14 protein-coding genes and 1 riboswitch are annotated in these 17,642 nt (G+C 70.2%); of the genes, 5 read left to right on the forward strand and 9 right to left on the reverse strand.

Annotated elements, in window-relative coordinates:
- Nucleotides 1–85 precede the first annotated feature (85 nt).
- The 7 genes from CI785_RS11180 to gcvP form a co-directional block, all read right to left on the reverse strand.
- A complete protein-coding gene (locus tag CI785_RS11180) occupies nt 86–1,438 on the reverse strand; it encodes an ABC transporter substrate-binding protein (RefSeq protein WP_105032191.1) in 1,353 nt (450 codons plus the stop codon).
- 46 nt (nt 1,439–1,484) lie between these two features.
- Nucleotides 1,485–2,342: a carbohydrate ABC transporter permease gene (locus tag CI785_RS11185; protein ID WP_105032192.1), complete on the reverse strand. Its 858-nt coding sequence runs from the start codon at nt 2,340–2,342 to the stop codon at nt 1,485–1,487.
- Nucleotides 2,342–3,334 (reverse strand): carbohydrate ABC transporter permease, encoded by a 993-nt coding sequence (locus CI785_RS11190; RefSeq protein ID WP_105032193.1) that lies wholly within the window; start codon nt 3,332–3,334, stop codon nt 2,342–2,344. Before CI785_RS11190 ends, CI785_RS11185 begins: the two co-directional genes overlap by 1 nt.
- Before the next feature lie 265 nt (nt 3,335–3,599).
- Entirely contained in the window at nt 3,600–4,358 is a 759-nt protein-coding gene (locus tag CI785_RS11195; protein ID WP_240615157.1) for a methylenetetrahydrofolate reductase, read from the reverse strand.
- 55 nt (nt 4,359–4,413) lie between these two features.
- Nucleotides 4,414–5,784 carry an L-serine ammonia-lyase gene (locus tag CI785_RS11200; protein ID WP_105032195.1) on the reverse strand — a complete coding sequence of 457 codons (1,371 nt, stop codon included), beginning with the start codon at nt 5,782–5,784 and terminating at the stop codon, nt 4,414–4,416.
- Nucleotides 5,781–6,914 (reverse strand): glycine cleavage system aminomethyltransferase GcvT, encoded by a 1,134-nt coding sequence (gene gcvT, locus CI785_RS11205; RefSeq protein WP_105032196.1) that lies wholly within the window; start codon nt 6,912–6,914, stop codon nt 5,781–5,783. The genes CI785_RS11200 and gcvT overlap by 4 nt, the downstream gene beginning before the upstream one ends.
- Before the next feature lie 7 nt (nt 6,915–6,921).
- Nucleotides 6,922–9,789, reverse strand: coding sequence for an aminomethyl-transferring glycine dehydrogenase (gene gcvP / locus CI785_RS11210; RefSeq protein ID WP_105032197.1), 2,868 nt, complete (start codon nt 9,787–9,789; stop codon nt 6,922–6,924).
- Nucleotides 9,790–9,942: 153 nt separating this feature from the next.
- Nucleotides 9,943–10,045, reverse strand: a riboswitch (glycine riboswitch).
- A 216-nt stretch (nt 10,046–10,261) separates the two neighbouring features.
- Between gcvP and CI785_RS11215 the strand changes: the two genes are divergently transcribed.
- The 3 genes from CI785_RS11215 (at nt 10,262) to CI785_RS11225 (ending at nt 13,883) form a co-directional block, all read left to right on the forward strand.
- On the forward strand, nt 10,262–11,302 hold the full coding sequence (locus CI785_RS11215; RefSeq protein WP_105032198.1) for an SGNH/GDSL hydrolase family protein: 1,041 nt from the start codon (nt 10,262–10,264) through the stop codon (nt 11,300–11,302).
- A gap of 259 nt (nt 11,303–11,561) precedes the next feature.
- Nucleotides 11,562–12,593 (forward strand): LLM class flavin-dependent oxidoreductase, encoded by a 1,032-nt coding sequence (locus tag CI785_RS11220; protein WP_105032199.1) that lies wholly within the window; start codon nt 11,562–11,564, stop codon nt 12,591–12,593.
- A gap of 207 nt (nt 12,594–12,800) precedes the next feature.
- Nucleotides 12,801–13,883: a signal peptidase I gene (locus CI785_RS11225; RefSeq protein ID WP_240615158.1), complete on the forward strand. Its 1,083-nt coding sequence runs from the start codon at nt 12,801–12,803 to the stop codon at nt 13,881–13,883.
- Here CI785_RS11225 and CI785_RS11230 read toward each other — a convergent pair.
- Complete coding sequence (locus CI785_RS11230; RefSeq protein ID WP_105032200.1) at nt 13,853–14,653, reverse strand: response regulator transcription factor; 801 nt, start codon at nt 14,651–14,653, stop codon at nt 13,853–13,855. The two genes, CI785_RS11225 and CI785_RS11230, sit on opposite strands and share 31 nt — an antisense overlap.
- A gap of 205 nt (nt 14,654–14,858) precedes the next feature.
- Between CI785_RS11230 and CI785_RS11235 the strand changes: the two genes are divergently transcribed.
- On the forward strand, nt 14,859–15,644 hold the full coding sequence (locus CI785_RS11235) for a class I SAM-dependent methyltransferase (protein ID WP_105032201.1): 786 nt from the start codon (nt 14,859–14,861) through the stop codon (nt 15,642–15,644).
- Nucleotides 15,645–15,711: 67 nt separating this feature from the next.
- Nucleotides 15,712–16,107 (forward strand): DUF7793 family protein, encoded by a 396-nt coding sequence (locus CI785_RS11240; protein ID WP_105032202.1) that lies wholly within the window; start codon nt 15,712–15,714, stop codon nt 16,105–16,107.
- Between the two features lie 5 nt (nt 16,108–16,112).
- On the opposite strand, the gene CI785_RS11245 is transcribed toward CI785_RS11240, so the two are convergent.
- Nucleotides 16,113–17,594, reverse strand: a complete 1,482-nt coding sequence (locus CI785_RS11245; protein WP_105032203.1) for an MFS transporter — start codon at nt 17,592–17,594, stop codon at nt 16,113–16,115.
- Nucleotides 17,595–17,642: the final 48 nt, after the last annotated feature.

Genomic DNA, 17,642 nt, shown 5'->3' on the forward strand with positions numbered 1-17,642 from the left:
TCTGCGAGGAGCGTCGGGTTCGACGAGGCGCGCTGCCGTTGCTCGCCGCGTGGGAGAGGGAGTGGATCCGACCGCGCCCGCGGTTCTAGAGGTACGGCTCCACGTTCTGCTCGAAGGAGCGCTGGATCGCGGTGCTGGCGGTCGCGAAGGCCGTCGCAGGGTCGCCCTGCTGCAGGATGATGCTCTCCAGCGCCGTCGTCAGCTCCTTGTCCCCGCCCGGCACGAACACGCGGCCCCAGTCCTGAACACGCGTGGTCTCGAGCTGGTCCACGGCGGTACGGAACTGCGGTGACTTCGCGTACACCTCGGCCATGATGCTGCTGTCGCGTGCCGAGGTCCGCACGGGCATGTAGCCGGTGTTCGAGGAGAAGTATGCGGTGCTGTCGGTGCTCGTGAGGAACCTGAGGAACATGCCCGCGGCGAGCTGCTGCTCCGGCGTACGGTCCGCGCTGATGGCCACCCCGGTACCGCCCGTGGGACAGGCCGGACCTTCGGGACCCGCCGGGAGGAACCCGGTGCCCACCTCGAACTTCGCGGCCTTCAGGATCCCGGTCAGCGAACCGGTGGAGGCGATCGTGCAGCCCGTGAGCCCAGCACCGAAGTCGACGGCGTTGTCGGTCGCCGCGATGGCGGCCACCCTGTCCTCGAAGATCATGGACTGCACGAACTTCGCGGCGTCCAGGGCCTCCGGGGTGTCCAGCGTCATGGTCCACTCGTCCGAGTACGCGCCTCCCCTGCCCCAGAGGAAGTTGCAGAACCACCAGGCGGCCCACGAGGTGCCCTTGCCGAGGCCGAGCGGCGTGATGCCACCGGCGGCGAGCTTCGGGGCCCACTCCATGAACTCGTCCCATGTCTCGGGCGAGCGGTCCGGCAGGCCCGCCGCGGCCCAGGCGTCCTTGTTGTAGTAGAACAGCGGGGTGGACCGCGCATAGGGCACGGCCCAGTGTGCGTCCTTGAACCGGTAGTCGCTGTAGAGCGTCTCGTTGTAGTCCGCGGTATCGAACCCGAGGTGCTCCGCGATCTGATCCATGGGCAGGGTCTGCCCGTTGATCATGTAGCGGAACCACCACACGTCACTGGCGACGACGACGTCAGGCCCGTTGCCGGTGCCCGTGGCGGCCTGGAACTTCTGGGCCACCTCGTCGTAGTTGGCCCCCGCCGTGACGAGGTTGACGTTGATGCCGCTCTCGGCCGTGAAGCGCCTGATCAGCTCCTCCTCGACGGGCCTGGAGGCACCCGGATGGTTGCTCCACCAGGTGATCTCCTTCGCGGGGGTGACCGACGCCCAGTCGGTGGCGGCTTCCGTGGCGGCACCGCCGGAGACGTCGGAGCTGACGGACGGGCCGCTGCAGGCTGCGAGTGCGGCGGCGCCCCCGAATAGCGCGGTGAACTGGAGCAACTGGCGGCGGTCGAGGTCGATCTGCGGGCGCGGGGACATGGTGACTCCTGGGTGGTAGGGCTGTATCGGAGGGAACAGGTGGGGTTCAGCCGGTGACGGCACCGGCGGTGAGGCCGGAGACGATCCGCTTCTGCAGGGCGAAGAAGGCGATGAGGACGGGGGCGGTCACGAGCACCGTGGCGGCCATGAGGACGCCCCAGTCGGCCATGCCGTCGTTGTTCTGCAGCAGCGTGAGTCCCACGGGAAGGGTCATCATCTCGGCGCGGTCGACGACGAGCAGCGGCCACAGGTACTCGTTCCACTCGGCGACGATCGACACGAGGGCCACGGCGGCGATGGTCGGGGCCGAGATCGGGACGAGGAAGCGCCACAGGCGCGTCCAGTGGCCGGCGCCGTCGAGCGCGGCCGCCTCGAGGATGGAGGCAGGCAGTGTGAGGAAGTGCTGGCGGAAGAGGAAGGTGCCGAAGGCGCTCGCGAGGCCGGGCACGATGATGCCCTGGTAGGTGTTGATCCAGCCGAGCTCGGCCACGAGCGTGTAGTTGGGGATGATGACGATCTGCTGCGGCACGAGCAGCGCGAAGATCACCACGCCGAAGACGAGCTTCTTGAGCGGGAAGTCCAGGAAGACGAGCGCGTACGCCGTCGTCAGGCCCAGCATCATCTTGAGGCCGGCGCCGATCACGGTGGTGATGGCGCTGTTGAGGAAGAAGTTCCCGAAGGGCACGGCGTTGATCGCCGATGCGTAGTTCGTGGCATCCACCGTGGCGGGCAGCCACTGGATGGGTGAGCTGTAGATCTCGTCGGGGTCCTTGAAGCCCGCCAGCACCATCCAGACCAGGGGCAGGACCATGACGGCCACCGCGACCGCCAGCGTGAGGTAGCTCCCCCAGGGGGTGGGTGTCCGGCGCCGCGCGACGCCCGCCTGCGTTGTCGTGGCACCCATCAGTAGTGCACCTTCCTGTCGACGTACTTCAGCTGGGCGAACGTCACGAGCAGCAGGACCGCGAAGAGGATGGTGGCGACCGCCGACGAATAGCCGGCGCGCCCGCTCTGGAAGCCCTCCTGATAGATCTGGTACATCATCGTGGTGGTCCCCCCGAGCGGTCCTCCCTTGGTCATGGCCTGGATGATGTCGAAGGACTGCAGCGACGTCAGCAGCGTGGTGATGGCGAGGAAGAACGTGGTGGGACCGAGCAGCGGCAGCACGATGGACCGGAAGGACCGCAGGGATGTCGCCCCGTCGATCGAGGCGGCTTCCACGAGGTCCCGCGGCACCGATTGCAGGGCGGCCAGATAGATGAGCGCCACGTAGCCCACGTTCTTCCACAGGTAGACCACGATCACCATGGCGAGCGCCCACTGCGGGTCGTTGTACCAGTCCGGCGAGGCGAGGCCCACGAGCCGCAGCAGGGCCGCGGTGACACCGAAGTTCGGATCGAACACGAAGAGCCAGAGCAGCCCGACGGCGACGCCGGACAGCACGTACGGCGCGACGACGACGGTCCGCGCAGCGCCGGTGCCGCGCAGCCTGCGGTTGAGGACGAGCGCGAGGAGGAGCCCGATCACCATGCCGCCGCCCACGGTGGCGAGCGTGAAGACGAGCGTCACGGCGATGATCCGGGGCGTCGTCGGGTCCGTGAACCAGTCGGCGTAGTTCTGGAAGCCGACGGGCATGGCGACCGCCGAGCCGATGTTCCACTGCAGCGTCGAGTAGTACAGGGACTGCAGGAGCGGCTTGTAGGTGAAGATCACCAGCAGGGCCACGTTGGGCCCCGCGAAGAGCAGGAACAGCAGCCAGGCTTTCCAGGGGGTCCGGCGCCTGCGCTGCACCGGCCGCGGAGCAGGGCCGGCGGCGGGCGTCGACGGCGGTGACCTGTGGCCGGTCCGCTCCCTCGGTCCACCGGAGACCACGGGGGTGTCCGTCACCTGTTCCATCGCTCGCCCTTCACTCCGCCTGCTCGAACTCTTGCAAGGCTAGGGGCGCCGAGTGCCCGAAATCCCTGGAACGGCGGCGTCCGGCGGACTTGTCCGGCAGAGTTCACCCGGCATTAAGGCGCGCTGCCTCCTGTTATCCTGCCGGTCACCCACTCGGTCCGATCGGCGGCAGGAAGGTCGGTGACGTAGTCCTCGGTGGAGATTCCGCCCTGCGCTCGTGCAGTGTCCGGGTGAGCCGGCACGGCGCGGCGTCGCGCCTCCGGACCTAGCCGGCGGACCGCGTGAGTCCGGAGGAGACGAGCTCCGCGAGGTCGTTGAAGCTGTACAGGTGCACTCCCGCGTAGCCGGCGCCGTCGAGTGCGGCCACCAGCGGCGCCGGATCGTAGGACGCCGAGGAGAGCAGCTGCCGGACCACCGAGCCGGCGCCCGCTCCGCCCACCGATCGCCGGAGGAACCCGAGTGACTGGCCTACCCCGATCCGTCCGGCGAGCCGGACGAGGCGGCTCATGCGCACGGGCCCGGGGACACCGGCCCACACCGGCAGACCGATGCCCGCCTCGCGCAGCCGGGACGGGTAGGCGCGCAGTGTGGCGGGCGAGAAACAGAGCTGGGTGACGCACCAGGACGCCAGTTCCTGCTTGGCGCGCAGCGTCCGGGCCAGCTCCGCATCGGACGTCCCGGGGTGTCCCTCGGGGTAGACGGCGATCCCCATGCGCAGGGTCCCGCCCGAGAGGTCGGCGATGTCCTCCATCAATGCGCCGCTCCACGTATAGGGACCCGCGGGTTCGGCGGCGTCTCCGCCGACCACGAACACGTCTGTGATGCCGGCGTCACCGCACTGCGCCACGTACCGGGCGAGCTCGGCGCGGTCCGTGACCGAACGGGCGGCCAGATGCGGGATCACCGTGTACCCGGCTCCTGCCAGGCCCACCGCCACCTCCACCGCCTTCCGCGGACCATGCTGCGGCAGGCACGTGACGGTCACGGCTGCGGGAGCGGGCACGTGCGCGCGCAACCGTTCCACGAGGCCGTCCCCGGGAACCACCTCGATGCGGACGGGCAGCCCGGCCGTGCTCAGGTCAGCACTCCACGACGTTCAGCGCCAGCCCGCCGCGTGCGGTCTCCTTGTACTTGTCCATCATGTCCGCACCCGTATCACGCATGGTCTTGATCGCCACGTCGAGGGACACGTGGTGCTGCCCGTCGCCGCGCACGGCCATGCGCGCTGCGGTGATGGCCTTCATGGCCCCGACGGCGTTCCGCTCGATGCAGGGGATCTGCACGAGTCCGCCCACGGGATCGCACGTCAGCCCGAGGTTGTGCTCGATCCCGATCTCGGCGGCGTTCTCCACCTGCTCGGGCGTCCCGCCGAGGACCTCGGCCAGCGCACCGGCGGCCATGGCGCATGCCGAACCCACCTCTCCCTGGCAGCCCACCTCGGCCCCGGAGATCGAGGCGTTCTTCTTGAACAGTGATCCGATGGCCGTGGCGGCGAGCAGGAAGCGCACCACGCCGTCGTCGTCCGCTCCCGGCACGAAGTCCACGTAGTACTTCAGGACCGCCGGGATGATCCCGGCGGCACCGTTGGTGGGCGCGGTGACCACGCGGCCGCCCGCGGCGTTCTCCTCGTTGACCGCGAGGGCGAACAGCGTGACCCATTCCATGGTGCCGAGCCGGTCGGAGGGGTCGTCGGCCTTCTCGAGCAGTTGGCGCTGCCGCTCGGCGCGGCGGCGTACGCTCAGGCCGCCCGGCAGGATGCCGCCGGTGGTGGTACCGCGCCGGATGGTGTCCTGCATGACGGCCCAGATCTCCAGCAGGCCGGCCCGCACATCGGCCTCCGGGCGCCAGGCCCGCTCGTTGGCGAGGACGACGTCGGAGAAGGACCAGCCCGTGGACCGGCAGATGTCCAGCAACTGGTCCGCGGTGTCGAAGGGGTGGGACGCCGGCAGGGGGGCGAGATCGGCCGTCTCCGTACCGATCTGGTCCTCGTTGAGAACGAACCCACCACCGACCGAGAAGTATTCCCTCACCCGCATAATGCCCTGTGCGGAATATGCCGAGAATCGCATACCGTTGGTGTGGTAGTCGAGGCGCTGTCTGCGGTGCAGCACGACGTCGGTCTCGGGGTCGAAGGAGATCCGGTACCCGGCGGCCAGATTCAGTGACCGGCACTCGCCGATGCAGGCCACTCGGGCGTCGGCGGACGTCGGATCCACGAGGTGCGGCTGGTCCCCCTCGAGTCCGAGCAGGACCGCCTTCACGGTCCCGTGACCGTGCCCGGTGACCCCGAGCGACCCGAAGAGGTCCACCTGCACACGCTGCACGTCGGGCAGCATCCCCTCGGCACGGAGCAGCTCGGTGAACAGGTACGCGGCGGTCATCGGTCCGCCGGTGTGCGAGCTGGAAGGGCCGATGCCGATCTTGAAGAGGTCGAAGGCGCTGATCGTCACTGCGCGCTACCGGCGGGCTTCTCGCGCCTGTAGAACGGGGTGGCGATCACGGTGAAGGGCTCCGGGCGGCCGCGCAGGTCCACCTGCACCTGCGTACCGGGATCGGAGTACTCCGACGCCACGTAGGCCAGGGCCACCGGATAGCCGAGGGTCGGGCTCGGCAGGCCGGAGGTCACCGATCCCACCCGCGTGCCGTCGACGACGACGTCGTACCCGGCGCGCGCCGACCGGCGGCCCACGGCGCGCAGGCCTACGAGGCGTCGCGCGGGCTCGACGGCCTTGAGCGGCTCGAGGACCGAACGCCCCACGAAGTCGTCGGCCTTCTTGGTACTCACCACAGGTCCGAGGCCTGCCTCGAAGGGGTTGGTCCCGAGGCCGAGCTCGTGCCCGTAGAGGGGCATGCCGGCCTCCAGCCGCAGGGAGTCGCGAGCCGCGAGGCCGCAGGGCAGCAGCCCGTGGGCACTCCCCGCCCGCAGTGCCTCGTCCCAGAGGCGTACGGCGAAGCCGCTGCCGATGAAGATCTCGAAGCCGTCCTCCCCGGTGTACCCGGTGCGCGCCAGCAGGACGGGCAGGCCGGCGAGCTCGAGCTCCACGGCGGCGTAGTACTTCAGGCCCCGGATCGTGTCCGCGTCCTCGGGCCGCGCGAGGTCCAGGAGCACCGCCTCGGCCGTGGGGCCCTGCACGGCGATCAGGGCCGTGGCCTCGGACTGGTCCTCGACGGCGACGTCGAAGCCCTTGGCCCGTACGCGCAGTTCCTCCGCGACGACGCCCGCGTTGGAGGCGTTGGGCACCACCAGGAAGGAGTCCTCGGCGAGACGGTACGTGATGAGGTCGTCGATCACGCCTCCCTCGGGTGTGCAGATCAGCGAGTACTTCGCCTTCCCGACGGCGATGACCGCGAGATTGCTGACCAGGGCGTAGTTGAGGAACTCGCCCGCCTCGGGACCGGTGACGAGCACCTCGCCCATGTGGGACAGGTCGAAGAGCCCCGCCGCCTTCCGGACGGTGTGGTGTTCCTGGAGTTCGCTGCGGTACTTCAGCGGCATCTGCCACCCGCCGAAGTCGGTGAACGATGCGCCGTGCGCCTCGTGCTGTGTGTGGAGGGCCGTGTGTCTGCTCTGCTCGCTCAAGGGGTTCCTAGTCTTCGAAGGCTTCGATGGGCGGGCAGGAGCACACGAGGTTGCGGTCGCCGTGGGCGCCGTCGATCCTCCGCACCGGCGGGAAGTACTTGTCATGGCGCAGCGATCGCAGGGGGTAGGCGGCGAGCTCGCGCGGGTAGGCCTGCGTCCACTCGTCCCCGATGAGGACCTGCGCGGTGTGGGGCGCCTGGCGCAGCGGGCTCTCCTCGATGCCGAACTCCCCGGCGGCCACGCGGTCGATCTCGCCCTTGATGGAGATCATCGCGTCGATGAAGCGGTCCAGCTCGGCGAGGTCCTCGGATTCCGTCGGCTCCACCATGAGGGTCCCCGCGACGGGGAACGACAGCGTGGGGGCGTGGAAACCGTAGTCGATCAGGCGCTTGGCGACGTCCTCGGCGGTCACGCCGGTGGCGGCGGTCACGGGGCGCAGGTCGAGGATGCACTCGTGCGCCACGAGGCCCTGCACACCGGTGTAGAGCACGGGGAAGTGCTCGGTCAGGCGTGCGGCCACGTAGTTCGCTGCGAGGAGGGCGTGGGCCGTCGCGCTCGTGAGCCCCTCGGAGCCCATGAGGGCCACGTACGCCCACGAGATCGGCAGGACGCCGGCCGAACCGTACATCGAACCCGAGACGGGCGTCCCGCCCGCGGCGTCCGGTCCGCCGTCCGTGGCGATGTCGCGGTTGGCGTCGCCCGGCAGGAACGGCGCGAGGTGTGCGGCGACGGCCACGGGCCCCACGCCGGGTCCGCCGCCGCCGTGCGGGATGCAGAACGTCTTGTGCAGGTTCAGGTGGGACACGTCACCGCCGAAGGCCCCCGGCTGGGCGAGGCCCACGAGCGCGTTGAGGTTGGCGCCGTCGATGTACACCTGGCCGCCGGCGTCGTGCACCTTCTCGCAGACCCACCGCACGTCCTCCTCGAACACGCCGTGCGTGGAGGGGTAGGTGATCATGATGGCCGAGAGGTTGTCGGCGTGCTGCTCGATCTTGTCGAGCAGGTCGTCGTGGTCGATGTTGCCGTTCGGGGCGGTGCCGACCACCACGACCTTCATCCCGGCCAGCACGGCGGACGCGGCGTTGGTGCCGTGCGCCGAGGACGGGATGAGGCAGACCGTGCGGTTCTCGTCGCCGCGCGAGCGGTGGTAGCCGCGGATGGCCAGGAGGCCCGCCAGTTCGCCCTGAGACCCGGCGTTCGGCTGCAGGGACACGCGGGCGTAGCCCGTGATCTCCGCGAGGCGGTCCTCGAGGTCGGTGATCAGCTCACGCCAGCCCTCGGTCTGGCTCTCGGGCGCGAAGGGGTGGATGGAGGCGAACTCGGGCCAGGAGATGGACTCCATCTCCACCGTCGCGTTGAGCTTCATGGTGCACGAGCCCAGCGGGATCATGGTGCGGTCCAGGGCGAGGTCCTTGTCGGAGAGCCTGCGCAGGTACCGGAGCATCGCCGTCTCGGAGCGGTGCCGCGAGAACACGGGGTGGGTCATGAAGGAGGAGGTGCGGCGCAGGTCCTCCGGGAGGCGCTCCCCGCGGGCGGTCCCCTCGGCTGTTCCACCGAAGACAGCGGCGATGGCCGCGACGTGCTCCGGCGTGGTCGTCTCGTCGCAGGAGATGCCGAGGTGGTCGGCGTCCACGCGGCGCAGGTTGTAGCCCTCGGCCTCGGCGGCGTCCGCGTACTCGGCGGCCTTGCCGGGCACGCGGACCAGGAGGGTGTCGAAGAACGCCTCGTGCACGACGGCCGCGCCCGTTTCCTCGAGAGCCGCGGCGAGCGCGACGGCGCGCTGGTGGGTGGTGCGGGCGATCGCCGTGAGCCCCTCCGGGCCGTGGTACACGGCGTACATGGACGCGACGATCGCCAGCAGCGCCTGCGCGGTGCAGATGTTGCTCGTGGCCTTCTCGCGGCGGATGTGCTGCTCGCGGGTCTGGAGGGCCAGGCGGTAGGCGGGAGCACCGTCGGCGTCCTTCGACACGCCCACGAGGCGTCCGGGCAGCATGCGCTCGAGACCCTTGCGCACCGCCATGTAGGCGGCGTGCGGGCCGCCGAAGAAGAGGGGCACGCCGAAGCGCTGCGCGGAGCCGACGGCGATGTCCGCGCCCTGCTCGCCGGGCGCGGTGATGAGCGTGAGGGCCAGGAGGTCGGCGGCGACCGTGACGAGCGCGCCCCGCTCCTTGGCCGCGGCGATGACGGAGGCGTGGTTCCGCAGGGCACCCGAGGCGCCGGGCTGCTGCAGGACGACGCCGTTGATGTCGCCGTCGGGCAGGCCGGCGGAGAGGTCGGCGATCTCGACCTCGAACCCGAGGGCCTCGGCGCGGCCGCGGACGACGGCGACGGTCTGCGGGAGGGCGTCGGCGTCGATGACGGTGCGGCCCTTGTTCTTGCCGGAGCGGCGCATGAGCAGCACGGCCTCGGTGACGGCGGAGGCCTCGTCGAGCAGCGAGGCGTTGGCGATGTCGAGGGCGGTGAGGTCCTGCACCATGGTCTGGAAGTTCAGGAGGGCCTCGAGGCGGCCCTGGGAGATCTCGGGCTGGTAGGGCGTGTACGCCGTGTACCAGGCGGGCGACTCGAGGACGTTGCGGCGGATGACCGGCGGGGTGACCGTGTCGAAGTAGCCCTGGCCGATCATCTGCACGGCGGTCCGGTTACGGCCGGCGATCCGGCGCAGCTGCGCCAGGACCTCGGTCTCGCTGAGGGCCGCCGGCAGGCTGAGTGCGCGATCCAGGCGGATGCTGGCGGGCACGGCCAGGTCCACGAGCTTCTCGAGGCTCGGGTACCCGAGGACCTCGAGCATCTTCCCGGCATCGGCGGTGCGTGGGCCGATGTGGCGGTCGGCGAAGGTCGCGGCGGTGCCGGAAGCCGTGTCGGGTGTGGCGGTCATGGGAACTCCGTACGTCAGATGGGAGCGCGGGCGCGCGTGCCTGGTCGAGTTCCTCCCCGCTCTGTGTGGGACCTGAGAGTTTCCGCAGGACTCCGCGCCTGCTTGCACCGTCGGTGAGCACCGGACCGCGTCCGGGCTGCTTTCCAGAGTTGCCTATCCGCAGCGGTACTTCGGCCTGAGAGATTCCTGGGGAGGATTTGCTCCTACGGCGCCTGCCGGTGTGTGGTCAACGGCAGAACTCTCCCGCTGCAGATCGATGGCGTATTCAGTTGGGTCGTGCGGCTGTGAGCCGCCCCACAGCTTACCGCGCGGGCCGGACACGAGGCAAAGACACCCCGCGCCGACGGAACAGTACCCGAGGCCGGGGAGCCGTGGAAGGGGTTGTGCACAAAGGCCGGCGGAGCCCTCCCGCTCGCGGCCTGCCGCAGCTAGCGTGAGAACACCCGCACTTCCGGCACCAGGAGTATCACCGATGATCCCCCGCTTCCGCTCGGCCGCCGCCGTCGTCGTCCTGCTCGCCGCCGCCCTCCTGTCCGCCCCGCCGGCCACCGCGGCGGGGGCCTCGTACGTGGCGCTCGGTGATTCCTACTCCTCCGGCACGGGCACGCGCGCCTACCTCGCGGACGGCTCGTCCTGCCAGCGCTCGGTGTACGCCTACCCCTCGCTCATCGCGAGCGCCAGGGGCTACGCCCTGAACTTCCGTGCATGCTCCGGCGCCACGGTCCCCGACGTCGTCGCGACCCAGCTCGGCGCCCTCGGCCCGGCCACGTCGTACGTCACCCTCAGCGTGGGCGGGAACGACGCCGCCTTCGTGGACGTCCTGACCGAATGCGCGCAACCCGCCTGGATGAGCAACTGCACGGCGTCGATCGACAGGGCGCAGGCCGTCATCACGAACCAGCTGCCAGGCAGTCTCTCCTCGCTGTACCGGCAGATCCGCGCACGGGCGCCATACGCATCGGTGACGATCGCGGGCTACCCGCGGATCTTCAACGGCGAGGACTGCAACGCCGCCACCTGGTTCTCGCCCGCGGAGGAGTCCCGCCTGAACGCCACGGCGGACCTGCTGAACAGGACGACGGCGGCAGCCGCCGCGGCGGCGGGCTTCGCCTTCCGCAACCCGACGGCGGCCTTCACCGGCCATGCGGTGTGCGATGCATCCGAGTGGGTGAACGGGCTCTCCAACCCCGTCTCGGACTCGTACCACCCGAACCAGGCGGGACACGCCTCGGGGTACGTCCCCCTGATGGGCGCGTCGCTCACGGGAACCCCTGGGGGCGTCACCCAGCAGACGCTGCAGGCCGCCGAGCTGTCGGCTCCGGCCCTCGCACGGCAGCAGGGCGTACACGCCGCCGAGGATTCCCGGATCCGGCCGGAGGAGTTCGTCCTGCCGGACCTGAAGAGCCCGGCGGCCAGGGCGGCCGCGGCACGCGCCGGCGTCGACCTCCTCGATCCCGCCAGCATCGACCGGGCCGACCGCGCGGCGGAGGCACGCCAGCTCGGTCGCCGGTAGACCGGCCGCCAGGCCCGGCCGGTCAGGCCCGGTTCGTGACGTGCGTGCTCGAACCGTTCCCGGCGGCCTGGATGATCAGGTCCTGCGACGCCTCGTGGTGCGGCGCCACGTGCCACGCCCCGTCCCGGGTCCAGCGGGCACCGTGCGACCCGCCCGCCCATCACGCGTACATACGTTTGCATGGAATATCCGTGATGCCGCGCCCGTTCTACCATCGGGTCCAGGGCGGGCCCGATCACCAAGCACGGGGAGTACTGTCATGGCACGCGAACTGGAACTCGGTCTCGATACCTTCGGGGACGTCACGCGCGGCGAGGACGGCCGGGCGCTCCCCTATCCGCAGGTCATCCGCAACGTCATCGCCGAGGCCGTCCTCGCCGACGAGGTCGGCGTCGACTTCATCGGTATCGGCGAGCACCACCGCGACGACTTCGCCGTCTCCGCACCCGAGACCGTGCTGGCCGCCATCGCCGGGCAGACGAAACGCATCCGGCTCGGTTCGGCCGTCACCGTACTCAGCTCCGACGATCCCGTGCGCGTCTACCAGCGCTTCGCCACCCTCGACGCGGCGTCCGACGGCCGTGCCGAGGTCATCCTCGGCCGCGGCTCCTTCACCGAGTCCTTCCCCCTGTTCGGCTACGACCTCTCCGACTACGAGCGGCTCTTCGAGGAGAAGCTCGACCTCTTCTCCGAGCTGATCAAGGAGGGACCGGTCACCTGGTCCGGCAGCACGCGCCCTCCGCTCGAGAACCACGAGGTGTACCCCAAGACCGAGGGGGGGCACCTCAGGACGTGGATCGGCGTCGGCGGAAGCCCGGAGTCCGTGGTGCGGGCCGCCCGTTACGGGATGCCGCTGATGCTCGCGATCATCGGCGGGGACCCCGCGCGCTTCGCGCCCTATGTGGACCTGTACCACCGTGCGCTCAACCAGCTCGGCCGGCCCACCCTGCCGATCGGCGTCCACTCCCCCGGGTACGTCGCCGACTCCGACGAGCAGGCCCGCGAGGAGCTGTGGCCGGACAACCGCATCATGCGCGACCGCATCGGCCGCGAGCGCGGGTGGGGTCCGACGACGCGCGCGGAGTTCGACCAGGAGGCCGACTTCGGCTCGCTCTACGTCGGCTCGCCGGAGACCGTCGCGAAGAAGATCGCGTCGACGGCGCGGACGCTCGGGATCGACCGCTTCGACATGAAGTACAGCGCCGGGCCCCTGCCGCACGAGAAGCTCATGCACAGCATCGAGCTGTACGGCACGAAGGTCATCCCCATGGTGAGGGAGATGCTCGCCTAGGAACGCCGGGGCGGACCGCCAGAACGCCCCGGCTTCGGTCTTTCTTCGGTGTTCTTTCGCCCTTGGACCCCGCCGCGTTTGAGTGGCGTCGACCAGAGTGGTTCCCAGGAGTCCAGCACTCCATCCGTCTTCCCTCCGGTTCCGGTCCGTCCACCGGAACCGGCGGGCAGCTTCACCAGGAATCAGTGGCACATCAGAGGAGCAGGCGTGACGACGATCGACCTTCCGTCCATCACCCCCGAGGCGCGGACCCGCCGGCACTCGCGCCACGCCGCTCCCGCCATCACACCTGCACCCGCACAACCGGCCGCCGTGATCGGGGCACCGGTGGCGACCGTGGAGCGTCCGTCCCCCCTCCAGCGCCTCGCGAGCCTCCTCGGCACCCTGCTCATGGTCGTCGCCGTGGTCGCCGTCCTGTTCTTCGCCATCGGCCCGCGCTTCTTCGGCTACCAGACCGCGACGATGCTGACCGGGAGCATGGCGCCCGACATCATGCCGGGCGACGTCGTCGTCACCACTCTCCAGCCCGTCGGCGAGGTCGCCGTGGGCGACGTCATCAGCTACCACATCCCCGTCGAGGACCACCGCGTGGAGACCCACCGCGTGATCGAGGTCGTCCGGGGAGCCGACGGCAGCACGGCGGTCCGCACCAAGGGCGACGCCAACGAGTCCGTGGATCCCTGGCTCGCGACGCTGGACGGCGACTCCGTCTACGAGGCCACGGCCGTCATCCCCGAGGTCGGCAACGTGATCCGCGCGCTGCGCACCCCTGCCGTCAGTCACGTCCTGGTCTACGGCATCCCGGCGGTCCTCGTGGGCTCCCTGCTCCTCATGATCTGGTCACGTCCGAAGGACGACGCCGACGGCCCGACCGATGACGCCGCCGTCCCGGCGAACGCCCCGATCAGCCTCCACACCCACCGACCCGCGACCGACAAGGCCCTGATGTCCCAGCTTCCCGCGCTCGACCGGGCGATCCTCGAGAACCTCGGGGTGGAACTGTCCAGCCAGGCCGGGGCCCTCCAGTTCGCGGGGATGTTCGTCGACATGCTCCCGCAGCGCATCGGCGCCGTCGAGGACGCCTTCGCAGACCGCGACACCGACGCCGTCGTCGTCGCACTGCTCAGCCTCAACGTGAGTGCCTCGATGGTCGGGGCCCGCCGCCTCGAGGAGGCGGCATCCGCTGCGCTGGACCGGGTGGACGAGCCGGGCGACGCCGCCGCGCTCATCACGCAGCTGCAGGGCCTCGGGGTGGAATTTCAGGCCGCGCTGGGCGGCATCATCCGATAACCGACCCCGCGGACGGTCCGGATGAATCGCGGTGCCTTGGTGTCCTCTCCCAGCTTCTTCCGCAGGTTCCGGATGTGCACCTCCACGAGGTGCTGATCGTTGACCCAGCCCTCACCCCAGATGCGCGACAGCAGGGTCTCCCGCTGCCACACGCGACGCGGTCCGGAGACGAGCGTGGCCAGGAGATCGAACTCGATCCGCGTGAGCGGGAGCTCGATGCCGTCGAGCATCGCGATGCGGCCCTCGGGATCGATGGTGAGGGGCCCGTGGATCAGCAGGTTCTCGGTCTGCTCGGGGGCGGCAGGCGGTGCGGTGATCACCCCCGCCGCGGACTGCGACTCCTCCGCCGCCTCCGCGCCGGGCAGGGGCTGCGCCACGTTGCGGACAGTGCTCCTCGGCCGGCGGAACATGGCGTTCACGCGGGCGCCCACCTCGCGGGGGCTGAACGGTTTGACGATGAAGTCGTCGGCCCCGATCTCGAGGCCGATCAGGCGGTCGATCTCGTCCTGCCGCGCCGTGATCATGATGACGTACGCGTCGGTCAGCGGTCGGATCTGGCGGCACACCTCCACCCCGTCGATGTCCGGCAGGTTCAGGTCGAGGGTCACCAGATCGGGGTGGCGCTCTCGCACGAGCGCCACGCCCTGACGGCCGTTCTCGGCCTCGATGGTGGTGAATCCGCTCATTCCCAGGGTCATCACCAACAGTTGCCGCACATCGGCGTCGTCTTCGATGATGAGTGCGACTCGCGCTTGAGGGTCGGAGGTCATGGGTAACACACTGCCAGATGTCGGCACGACCACCGGGCAGATCGGCTCCGGCCTGGCGTTTCTCCAGCCGGTCCGCTATCCGTTCCGCGCGGGCGGGCTTCCCGAGCGTCCGACGAACGGGTGCGATCGTCGGCCCGCGACACCTCGATCCTGCAGGAACACTCGGGTGGATCGGGAACGCCATGCCCGTCGGTACCCTCTTCCTATGCTCAGAATCGTCGACCAGCTCCGGATGGTGCCGGAAGTGGCACGCCTCGCCGTGCGGGCGCCCCGCGACCCGGCCGAGGCATGGGAGGGCTACTGGAGCCGCGTGCGCACCACCGGCACCCGGGGTGAGGTGCTCTGGGACGCGGACATCGGCCCCGAGGCGGAGCAGTACACGCACGCCATCCGAAGCCACATGGACGGCAGCCTCCCGGTCATCGACGTCGGCTGCGGCAACGGACGATGGACCCGGTGGCTCGCAGGGCATTTTCCCTCGGCGCTCGGTGTCGACGTCGCCGACAGCGCCGTGGAGCGTGCCGCGCACGAATCGCGGGACCACTCCGCCGTCGCCTTCCGGGTGATGGACCTGACGGCCCCGGGTACCGGCAGACTGCTGCAGGAGGAGCACGGCGACGCGAACGTCTTCGTACGGGGAGTCTTCCACGTTCTGAAACCACGCCAGCGGGAACACCTCGGCGAGAACCTCCGGCACATCGTGGGCAGCCGGGGCCGGGTGCTGCTGACCGAGACGAACTACCGTGGCAATCCGCTGTCCTACATGCAGAGTCTCGGCGCGAAGCCGGGGAGCATCCCGGCCCCGCTCCGGAGGGCCATCGGCGGCATCCCGGTGCCCGGCCACTTCGGATCGGCGGAGCGTCGGGCGGCGTTCCCCGACGGCGTGTGGAGCGTCCTCGCGGACGGTGCGGTGACCATCGAGGCCGTTCCGATGGGTGGCCGGTCCAGCACCAGGATCCCCGGGTACTTCGCTATGATGGGCGCTCGCTGATCCTTGGTCTCACCGGGAACTCGGGGCCGTCCGGCCCGGAAGCCTCAGCGTCGTGAGGAGACAGGCCATGCCCGCACAGCCGATCGAGGGAGGCAAGGCCACGCTCGCCCTGCTCCCCAACGGGATCCTGCACCTCGAGTGGGAGAAGGACTGCACCATCACGGCGGACGACGCCCAGGCGGCCATGGTCGCGGTCAACGATCTCGCCGAGGCGGACGGGCATCCCATGCTCGTCGACATGGAGACCACGCGGACGGTCACCCGTGATGCCCGGGCGGTCTTCGCCACCCCGTGCGCCGCGTCGCGGATCGCCCTGCTCGGGTCCTCGCCCGTGGACCGGATGATCGCCAACTTCTTCCTCGGCGTGAACTCGCCACCCTGCCCCACCCGGTTCTTCACTTCGCGGCACATGGCCGTCGCGTGGCTGCAGAGCGGCGCCCACGAGCAGCCCGCGAGCGCCTGAGGCGCCTAGCCCAGGTGCACGGCCTCGTCGGACATCGTGAACTCGTCACGTGCGACCCTGATCATGAACCAGCAGACGGGCGATGCAAGGGCCAGCACCACGGCGGCGGCCAGGAACACCACGGAGTAGCCGTCCACGAGGGCCTGCAGCCCGCCGGCGGCACCCTCGGCCGTGCCGGTTCCGGCACCCACCGTGTACAGCGCGGTGAACACGGCCGTGCCGATCGATCCGCCGATCTGCTGCGTCGCGGTGACGGCAGCGCTGGCGACGCCCGAATCGCGGGGGGCGATCCCGAGCAGTGCGACGTTCTGGAGCGGGACGAAGATGAGCGCGAGTCCCACGCCCAGGAGGATCTGCGCGGGAAGCACCTCCAGCGCGTAGGAGCCGCCGACCGTGATGCGGCTGAGCAGCAGCAACCCGGCGGCAGCGACCAGCGGTCCCACCGTCATCAGGATGCGCGCCCCGACCGTCGGCAGGAGCCGCGAGACCACCCCGGCGCAGACGATGATGGCCACGGTCATGGGCAGTGATGCGAGTCCCGAGACCAGCGGACTCATGCCCAGGACGATCTGCAGATACAGCGTCAGGTAGAGCAGTGCGCCGAGGAGCGCGGCTCCGACGGCGATCGAGGTCAGGTAGGCGCCCGCCCGTGCCCGGTCCGTGATGATCCGCAGTGGCAGCAGCGGGTGCTGCGAGCGGGACTCGACGAGGATGAAGAGGGCCAGCAGCACGACGCCGAGGGCGAGGAACCCGAGCGTGTCGGCCCGGACCCAGCCGGCCTCGGCGCGGGAGAACCCGTAGACCACGGAGGCGAGACCGAGACTCACGAGGACCGCACCCGGCACGTCGTAGCGGGTGCTCCCCTCGGCGCGGCTCTCGCGGAGCACGGGCAGGCCGAGGGCGATGGCGACGACGGCGATGGGCACGTTCACGAGCAGGCACCAGTGCCAGCTGAAGTATTCGGTGAGGACACCGCCGAGCAGGAGGCCCACAGCGGCTCCGCCGCCGGCGATGGTGCCGTAGACCGCGAACGCCCGCACGCGGTCCTTGCCGCCGGGGAAGGTCACGGAGAGGATGGCCAGCGCAGCGGGGGCCAGCAGCGCGGCGAAGACGCCCTGGAGTCCGCGGGCCAGCAGGAGCGTCTCACCCGAGGTGGCTATTCCGCCGATGGCCGACGCGAGGGCGAAACCGGCCATGCCGACGATGAAGGACCGCTTCCTGCCCCAGAAGTCGGCGATCCGGCCGCCGAGGAGCAGGAGCGCGCCGAAGGTCAGGGCGTAGAGCGTGACCACCCAGCTGCGATCGCTGTCGGACATGCCGAGCTCCGCCTGTGCCTGCGGAAGGGCGATGTTCACGATGGTGCCGTCGAGGACGACCATGAGCTGGGCGAGCGCGATGATGGCCAGCACGAGCCAGCGATTGGCGGGGGCTTTTCGGGCGGCGTCGATGGTGGACGTACCGGATGAACCCGGAGTGGGGACGGACATGGATCTCCTCGTAGTGGTCTCGATCGAGAGTAGGTGCGCCCTCGGCCC

Origin of the sequence: Arthrobacter ruber (assembly GCF_002954225.1) — a bacterium.
Taxonomy (GTDB): Bacteria; Actinomycetota; Actinomycetes; order Actinomycetales; family Micrococcaceae; genus Arthrobacter_D; species Arthrobacter_D ruber.